The 6,513-nt window shown below is 68.0% G+C and carries 7 protein-coding genes; 3 read left to right on the top strand and 4 right to left on the bottom strand.

The annotated features are described in order from the left end of the window. Positions 1-8 precede the first annotated feature (8 nt). Positions 9-1,460, bottom strand: coding sequence for a sugar transferase (locus P2P98_RS06885; protein ID WP_275798435.1), 1,452 nt, complete (start codon positions 1,458-1,460; stop codon positions 9-11). A 366-nt stretch (positions 1,461-1,826) separates the two neighbouring features. Between P2P98_RS06885 and P2P98_RS06880 the strand changes: the two genes are divergently transcribed. The 3 genes from P2P98_RS06880 to P2P98_RS06870 all read left to right on the top strand — a co-directional run bounded on the left by P2P98_RS06880 (position 1,827) and on the right by P2P98_RS06870 (position 3,412). Then, entirely contained in the window at positions 1,827-2,102 is a 276-nt protein-coding gene (locus tag P2P98_RS06880; RefSeq protein ID WP_275798433.1) for a helix-turn-helix transcriptional regulator, read from the top strand. Between the two features lie 83 nt (positions 2,103-2,185). Then, a complete protein-coding gene (locus tag P2P98_RS06875; RefSeq protein WP_275798431.1) occupies positions 2,186-2,536 on the top strand; it encodes a hypothetical protein in 351 nt (116 codons plus the stop codon). A 219-nt stretch (positions 2,537-2,755) separates the two neighbouring features. Then, complete coding sequence (locus P2P98_RS06870; RefSeq protein ID WP_275798429.1) at positions 2,756-3,412, top strand: hypothetical protein; 657 nt, start codon at positions 2,756-2,758, stop codon at positions 3,410-3,412. A gap of 22 nt (positions 3,413-3,434) precedes the next feature. Here the strand turns inward: P2P98_RS06870 and P2P98_RS06865 are convergent, their stop codons facing one another. The 3 genes from P2P98_RS06865 to P2P98_RS06855 form a co-directional block, all read right to left on the bottom strand. Beyond that, a complete protein-coding gene (locus P2P98_RS06865) occupies positions 3,435-3,920 on the bottom strand; it encodes a VanZ family protein (protein ID WP_275798427.1) in 486 nt (161 codons plus the stop codon). A 55-nt stretch (positions 3,921-3,975) separates the two neighbouring features. Then, positions 3,976-4,134, bottom strand: coding sequence for a hypothetical protein (locus P2P98_RS06860; protein WP_275798425.1), 159 nt, complete (start codon positions 4,132-4,134; stop codon positions 3,976-3,978). A 111-nt stretch (positions 4,135-4,245) separates the two neighbouring features. After that, a complete protein-coding gene (locus tag P2P98_RS06855; RefSeq protein ID WP_275798423.1) occupies positions 4,246-6,240 on the bottom strand; it encodes an AarF/UbiB family protein in 1,995 nt (664 codons plus the stop codon). Between the last annotated feature and the right edge of the window lie 273 nt (positions 6,241-6,513).

The following is a 6,513-nucleotide window of genomic DNA, read 5'->3' as shown; positions in this document are numbered from 1 at the left end:
TGCTCTCGTCAGTGCGCCGTCGCCCCCGGAGCGACCACCGCCTTGAAGGTTCGCGCCAGGATGACGATGTCGCCGACGAGCGACCAGTTCTCGACGTAGAACAAATCGAGTCGGATGGCGTCGTCCCACGCGAGTGCCGACCGACCGCTCACTTGCCACAGTCCGCTCATCCCCGGTCGGACGATGAGGCGCCGGCGAGCGTCGTCGTCGTAGAACGCGACTTCCGCATCGCGCTGCGGGCGGGGCCCGACCAGGCTCATGTGACCGCGGAGGACGTTGAACAACTGGGGCAGTTCGTCGAGGGAGTACTTACGCAGCCACCGTCCGATCGGTGTCACGCGCGGGTCGTTCTCGACTTTGAACAGGGGCGTCCCGTCTCTTCCCTGTTCGATCAGCAGCTCACGCAGGCGCGCGTCGGCACCGTCGACCATCGAGCGGAACTTGAGCATTCCGAAGTGCGCTCCGCCTTGGCCGACCCGCTGCTGGCGGAAGAGGACGCGCCCGGGGCCCGACATCCGCACGAGGGCGGCCACGGTGAGCAGGACGGGTGAGAGGAGCAGGATCAACGTCGCCGAGCCGACGATGTCGAACGCGCGTTTCAGGACTCGTTGCGCGACGGAGTACTGAGGTGTCTCGATGTGTACGAGAGGAAGACCGGCGATCGGTCGCGTGTGGATGCGCGGTCCTGCCACGTCGACCAGATTGAGGGCGACGATGAGGTGCTCGCGTCCCGGCTCCAGGCCCCACCCGATCCGACGGATGTCCTGCGGTTCGAGATGTGCGCTGCCGGTGATCAGGACGCTGTCGGCGTCGAGATCCTGGAGCCGTTCGCGCAGGAGGCGTGACTGATCCCCGTCCCACCCGCCGTCGGTCGCGTCGTCGGTGAGGGTGTGAACGCCGACGACGACGAACCCGACCTCCGGTCGACGTCGGAGTTCGGCGGCGACGCGGGAGTTCTCCTGCTGCCCGCCCACCAGAATCACTCGCGTCGTCATCGCGCCGTGTCGTCGCCGGCGTACGAGCCATGACCGGCAGGCCGTTCGCATACCGACCAGGACGGCCGTCCCGACCGGCAGGCTGAGGAGGAAGTACCCGCGCGACAGGTCAATACCTCCCAAGTAGACCCCGATCGCGATCAGGCCGAACAGCTGTAGCGACGCCCCGATGATCAGTCGATGCTCGGCGATGCCGTGTCCGACAACCCGACGATGCCTGCTCCCGCTCAGCGCGAGTGCGATGAGCCACGCTGCGGAGAGGAGAACGGAAACGGCCGTGTAGCTCACGGGTAGTGCGCTGACCTCGATCGGATGAGGTCCGAGCCAGAGCAGCTGTGCCCCGAAGACCGCGGCCAGCACGACGGCCGTGTCGACGAGGACGAGGATCGTGGCGTACCGGCGCTCCCACGACGTTCCCGGAGCACGCCGTGGGAGCGAGGGTGACGCGGGAGGTGGTGAAGTCACGGTTGAGACGGCGAAGTTCATGAACGCTCCACTGACGGCGGCCGAGGGCCGAGAAGGGGCCGCCGCGGGGTCGGGAGGAATGCGGCGGGCCTCGGAACTGTGCCATTCGCCGGGCGCGGTCTCGATCGGCTCGAACGGGCCCGAGTCCGGGTGAAGTCGCCGGTGTCGACGGATTCCCGGGGCCGACCGCGCGAACTCTCGCGTCCTGCTCAGCCCGCCGACGGCGCTCGACACTGATCCCCTGAACGCTCACCCGACTCTCGGGATCCTTCACCCGCGCCTCGCGTGACGACCCGTCGAGGCTGATGGTCGCTACAACATGTAAACATGTTCATGTGCGCGTAGCCTGCGGATCAAGCTGGGGAGATGAACGATGCGCCGGACCCGTGGAACGACTTCGCCCAGGAACTGGGAAAGCGACTTCTTCGCGCCCGCGCGACGCGCGGACTCTCCCAAGAGCACGTCGCCCACGCGGCGGGCCTTGCCACCTTCACGTACCGCAAGCTCGAGAAAGGCGAGTCCAATCCGGGGACTCCCGCCAATCCCCGTCTGAGGACGCTCGTCGTGCTGGCGGAAGTGCTCGATCTGTCTCTGGATGAGCTGATTCCCGAGCGGCCAGGAGGGGTTGCGCCCGGGCGTTGACCTCGATGTCGGAGGGTCGTGGTTCACTTTGTGCGTGCCCACCGATGATCGGGTCGTCGCGCAGCGACGACTCAGCGAGAGAGGTGTCAGGCATGAACTCAATCCCCGCGGCGCATTCTCCGGGATCGGAGAAGTGCGCCTTCGTGTGGTGCACGACAGAGCATGGTCACACCGTCCACCCGGACGATGAGGTGCATCGAAGCGCCGGTACGGGCTTTCCGGCGCGCGTTCGGGAGGGGTTCGTCGGCGGTGGCACGGTGACCGACATCGAAGTGGGCCTCGTCCGCGGCCCCGACGACCGCGAAACGTGGGTCGCCCTCGAATTCGGAGCCGGACGCACCGTTGCGATCGACGCCGCGGCGGCGCGTGTTCTCGGCAGGCTTCTGCGTGAGGATCGCGATATCGCCGCGGCGCTTCGGAATGACGCGGGGTGAGGGGGCACAGGGCAGTCGCGTGGCGTCGGGAAGGGCGCCGCTGTCGCGCTTCGACGATGCGCGCGCGAAGCGGTCGACGACGGGATGGTCACGCGTCACGCCGCACTGATTTCACCCCAGAATTCGTCCTTCGTGGGGAGGACGGCGGTGGCGGTCCGCCGTGAGCAACCTGCGTTTGACTGGGGGAGCGTGGAGGCGCCACGCGGAAGGAGACCCTCGATGTCCTCGCCACGTTCCTTGCTCGCGCCGCACGTGATCGTCGTCTGCACGGCGAATGCGATCCGGTCGCCGTTCATCGAGAACCTCCTACGTCAGCGGCTCGCGGAGAAGGGGTCCGGCAGGGTCGACCTCGAGAGCGCGGGAACCGCGGCCCGATCGGGTCTCCGCGCTGAGGCGGGCGCACGCAGCCTCGCGCTGGCGAAGGGCTTTTCGCTCGAGGAGCATCGCACGCGGCTCTTGAATGAGCAGATGCTCCGCCCGGGAACCACGGTGCTGTGTGCGGAGCGCACACACCGGCGGGTGGTCCTGGGAATGCGGCCCGACCTGATGGCGACGGTCTTCACCGTTCGCGAGTTCGCGCGACTCGTCGGCGCGGCACGCTCGACGGACGCTCCGGCCACATGGCCGGCGCTGCTCTCCGCCGTCGCCCGCGTTCGCGCCGTGGAGCGTCACGTCGATCGAAGCGAAGACGACATCGTCGACCCGATCGGACAGGGACCCGCGGTGTGGGCCGACTTCGAGAGAAGCGCCACGAGTGCCGTTGATGCGATCGCCGAGGCCGCGTCTGATCTGCTCGGCTCGGGCGGGACAGGCCATGGCCCCGTTCGGCCGCTGACACGCAGAGAGTATCGAGAATCGACCCGTACCCCCGGCTGAGCGCCGGCGGATCGACGGAGCGTCACGCCGCGGGGCTCGCGCTCGTTGTGTCGGCGGAATCGGCGGTCGCCGTCGTCGTCAGTCGGCGTTTCGAACGTTCTCGCCGCTGCCACCTGACGAGCGCCGTTGCTGCGTACCCCAGAGCCGCGCCGAGGGTGTTGGCCGCTACATCGATGGCGCTGGACGTGCGGCCGGGCAGGAAGAGCCCTTGCGCGATCTCGATGAGCAACGACGTCACCCAAGCGAGTCCGATCGCGCTGAGAGGGCGCCGTGGGAGAACGCTGTTCAAGAGGCCGCCGAACGGGAGGAATAGAATCACGTTGAGCGTGGCATCCACTCCGAATGGGAAGAGGGACGGCGCGGATCGGATCAGTTCGGGATACCACCTGGCCGCCCAGGCATCCACATGCTCGGGCCAGAACACGATCGTCGCCAGGGCGATGAGGTAGGCTGCCGCGGTCGTCATGGCTGTTCGGCGGCGACGAGCGACCGCACGGGCAATGGGCATGCCTCACGGTAGGCCCGAAGCCCGAGCCCCTCCTTCGTGGAGGGAGCGGGTGAGATCAGAGTCGCGCGGCGGTGGTGCCGGCCGTTCGACCGGCCAGGGGCGGCACGCGGCCGTCCTCCGTCTCGGCGCGCGCCATCATGCGGCCGAGGCCGATGCCGGCGCCGAGTGAGATGACGATCCACGCGAGCAGGGCGACCAGGAATGTGACGACCATGGGACTTCTCCTTTGGAGTCCGGGTGGTGCAACGACGAGGTGACTGCTGCTCACAGTAGCGGCGCCCGGTGTCCTGTGGGCGCATCGGCGCGACGAAAGATCGTCGATTCTTCAGCCGCGCCCGCCGAATGTCCGTCGCACGATGCGGAGCAGCCCGAGGAAGCCGAACAACCCGATCACGGCGCCGAGGACCGCGAAGAGGGTCACGGATCCGCCGAGGACCGGACCTCCGCCGGAAATGATGAGGACGACGGCGATCACCACCGCCGCGATGGAAACCAGAGTCGATGCGGCCTCGGCCGTGACCCGGTTCAGGATGCCGCCGGCATCCTTCCCCTCCTCGGAGCGGAGGGTGACGCCGATCGAGCCCTTCTCGATTCCCGTGAGGAGAGCCTCGAGGCGCCGAGGCATGCGCTGGATGCGCGCCATCGAGATCACGGTCGCAGCTTGGAGGTCCGTCGCCAGTCGCGTCACGGACAGGGTTCGCCGCAGCAGCGTCGGCATCAGCGGCAACGCGCGCCCCACCATGTCGAAGTCATCGACGATCACGCGCAGGCACCCCTCGAGGGTCGCGAAGCTGCGAAAGGCCGACGCGAGTTCGCCGGGCAGGGCGATGCGATGCTGACGGATGACGTCGACCATGCGCGTGAAGATCGACCCCTGGCCGCCCGTTCGCAGGTGTTCGGTTGTGAGCACGATTCCCACGTCGTGCCGGAATGCTTCGAGATCGACGTCGTCGGGGGCGTCGACGATGAGGAGCAGAGCATCGGTCGCCGCCACGTCGTTCTCGCTCAGCGCGGCCAGGAGCAGGGCCGTCATGTGCTCGCGTCGGCTGCGTTCGATGATCCCCACCGCGCCGAAGTCGATGAGTCCGAGGGTGCCGTCGCCCTTCAGGAGGACGTTGCCCGGGTGGAGGTCGGCGTGGAACACGCCGTACACGAGGATCTGCTCGATGACCGTGGACATGAGCACCTGGGCGAGCCGATCCCGTTGCTCCGGTCCCAGCGTCGCGAGAGCCTCGGCGGAATCACTCAACGCGGCGCCGTCGACCAGGTCCATCGTCAGAACCCGCGGCCCGCTCGCGTCGGGAAAGACCCGTGGCACCGAGACGAGACCCCGGCGATCGGGCTCCGCCTTGTCGATGCGCTCGAGGGTGGAACGGATCATGTCGGTGTTGCGCGCCTCGATGCGATAGTCGAGCTCCTCCAGGAGCGTCGCGGTGAAGCCCCGCGCGACCGACGCGATGTGAAGGTCTTTCCCCACCCGCGTGCGGACCTCGGCGCGATGCGCGAGTCTCCCGATGATGTCGGCATCCGCTTCCACCTGCGCACGCGCGGCGGGACGTTGCACTTTCACCACCACTTCCGTCCCGTCGAGCAGCCGTGCTCGGTGGACCTGAGCCACCGAGGCGGCCGCGAGCGGCGCACGATCGACTTCGGCGTAGACCTCGTCGATCGAGGTGCCGAGGTCGGTCTCGATCACCTCGCGCACCGTCTCCCAGGGCAGGGTCGTCGCCTTGGTCTGCAGGGTCGACAGTGCGCTGAGGTACGGCTCGGGGATGAGGTCGCGGCGAGTCGAGAGCACCTGACCGAGCTTGACGAAGCTGACGCCGGCGTCGTTGATGGTCGCGACGATCGCGTTGGCGCGCTCCTCCGCGGTGCTCAGCTCCTGTTCCACTCGTGCGTGACCGCCGTGGAACAGCCAGCCCACGCCGTGTCGGGAAGCGATCGCCAGGATCTCGAGATAGCGCCGCGTGCGCTTGCGTTGCCGCAGTGCGGCCCGGACGAGATCGACGGGGTTGGGAAGGGGACGTGTGGGGAAGATCGCTTCGCTCGCCACCAGTGCCGCCACGCCGATCGCGAAGGCCCAGGCGATGGCGAGGGCGATCAGGGCGAGCCACAGACCGACGTTTCCCGAGGCGTCCGGAGATGTGCCCGTCTGCCGGAGGGTCCATTCCGCGAAGGGGACGCCGACGAAGAAGACGAGCAGCCCGACGACGATGCTTCGCGGCCACCCGACGGCGGTTCCGAGGATGCGGCGGGCGACGAACCCCACGAGCACCGCCGAGACGACGGCGGCGACGGAGATGAGGAGGCTGACGACCACGGGGTCAGCGTAGCGGCAGCATCACGAGATGCGGATATGTCCGCAGTGCGCGCAGGACCAGTGCGCGAGGCGACCGGAACAGGTCTCGACCATGGCCGTGAGGCAGGACGGGCATCGAGGAGCGAATCCCCGGTCGCTGTCGTCGTCTGACGACGCCGACGGAACGGAGAGGCGAAGTGTCGGGAGCATGCGTGTCCTTTGTGGCGGGTATGCATTCTTACATGCGCATGCAGGGGGAGGAGTGTTGTCCACAGGATTCGTCCGTGGCCCGCG

The sequence above is a fragment of the Microbacterium sp. Kw_RZR3 genome (assembly GCF_029222405.1).
In the GTDB taxonomy this organism is placed as follows: domain Bacteria; phylum Actinomycetota; class Actinomycetes; order Actinomycetales; family Microbacteriaceae; genus Microbacterium.
The sequence above is the reverse complement of the archived record's forward strand: the minus strand, read 5'-3'. Positions and strand labels throughout refer to the sequence as shown.